Source organism: Oleiphilus sp. HI0066 (genome assembly GCF_001635725.1).
The window spans coordinates 1-726 of record NZ_LWFH01001707.1 but is presented as its reverse complement, the minus strand read 5'-3'; the positions used below and the strand labels follow the sequence as shown (position 1 = coordinate 726).

Below are 726 nucleotides of genomic sequence, written 5' to 3'. Positions count from 1 at the left end.
AGCTGCTCAAAGTTAGCTCTGTGCCGCCATCTACTTCAGTTAAAGACCAACCACCAGAAACCTGAGCGTTACCCTCGCCTTTAACGGCCGTCCATTCAACTGAACCATTCGCTTCATCTGACACGTATTTGCTCGCATAAATGGTTTGCAAAGCGTGATCACCAATTCCTACTTTTTCAGTTTCCCAACGGTAAACGCCATCACCTTGATCAATGAGGTTTTCAATCTTTGGAAAATGCTCTGCAGATGCAGGAACGTCTGACAACAACGCAAACGCCGTTGCAACGTCAGCAGAAACAGTAATAGTACGATCGACATCAATATTAACTTTGAATGCCATGAAGCTTTCCTCTTGTTTAATTTTTATTGACGCGCTAGCTTACTCGCGCTTTGCTCAGCATGATAAACAAGTCATTTTAAAAAAGCATCCTACAGCGACTTTCTAATACAGCCTATAAACGACAAACATGAGCCAACAACCAAGCCCATTCTCACCCACTAAAGATTTTGCAAAACGCCTATTAGCTTGGTTCGACATTAACGGTAGAAAGGACCTGCCCTGGCAATCTGACAAAACACCATACCGAGTTTGGGTGTCAGAAATCATGCTGCAACAAACACAAGTAGCTGCCGTCATTGGCTACTACCAGCGGTTTATGGAGCATTTCCCAGACATTCATTCCTTGGCCCATGCCGAAGAACAACAAGTGCTCGCTCAATGGGCAG

The 726-nt window shown here is 44.6% G+C and carries 1 protein-coding gene and 1 pseudogene; one reads left to right on the top strand and one right to left on the bottom strand.

All coding sequences use genetic code 11. The features are described from left to right. A partial coding sequence (locus A3738_RS26730; RefSeq protein ID WP_068763972.1) for an SRPBCC family protein occupies nt 1-340 on the bottom strand: 340 nt, incomplete at its 3' end. Nucleotides 341-467: 127 nt separating this feature from the next. Here A3738_RS26730 and A3738_RS26725 point away from each other — a divergent pair. After that, nucleotides 468-726 (top strand): annotated as a pseudogene (locus tag A3738_RS26725) (A/G-specific adenine glycosylase); the annotation flags it as partial.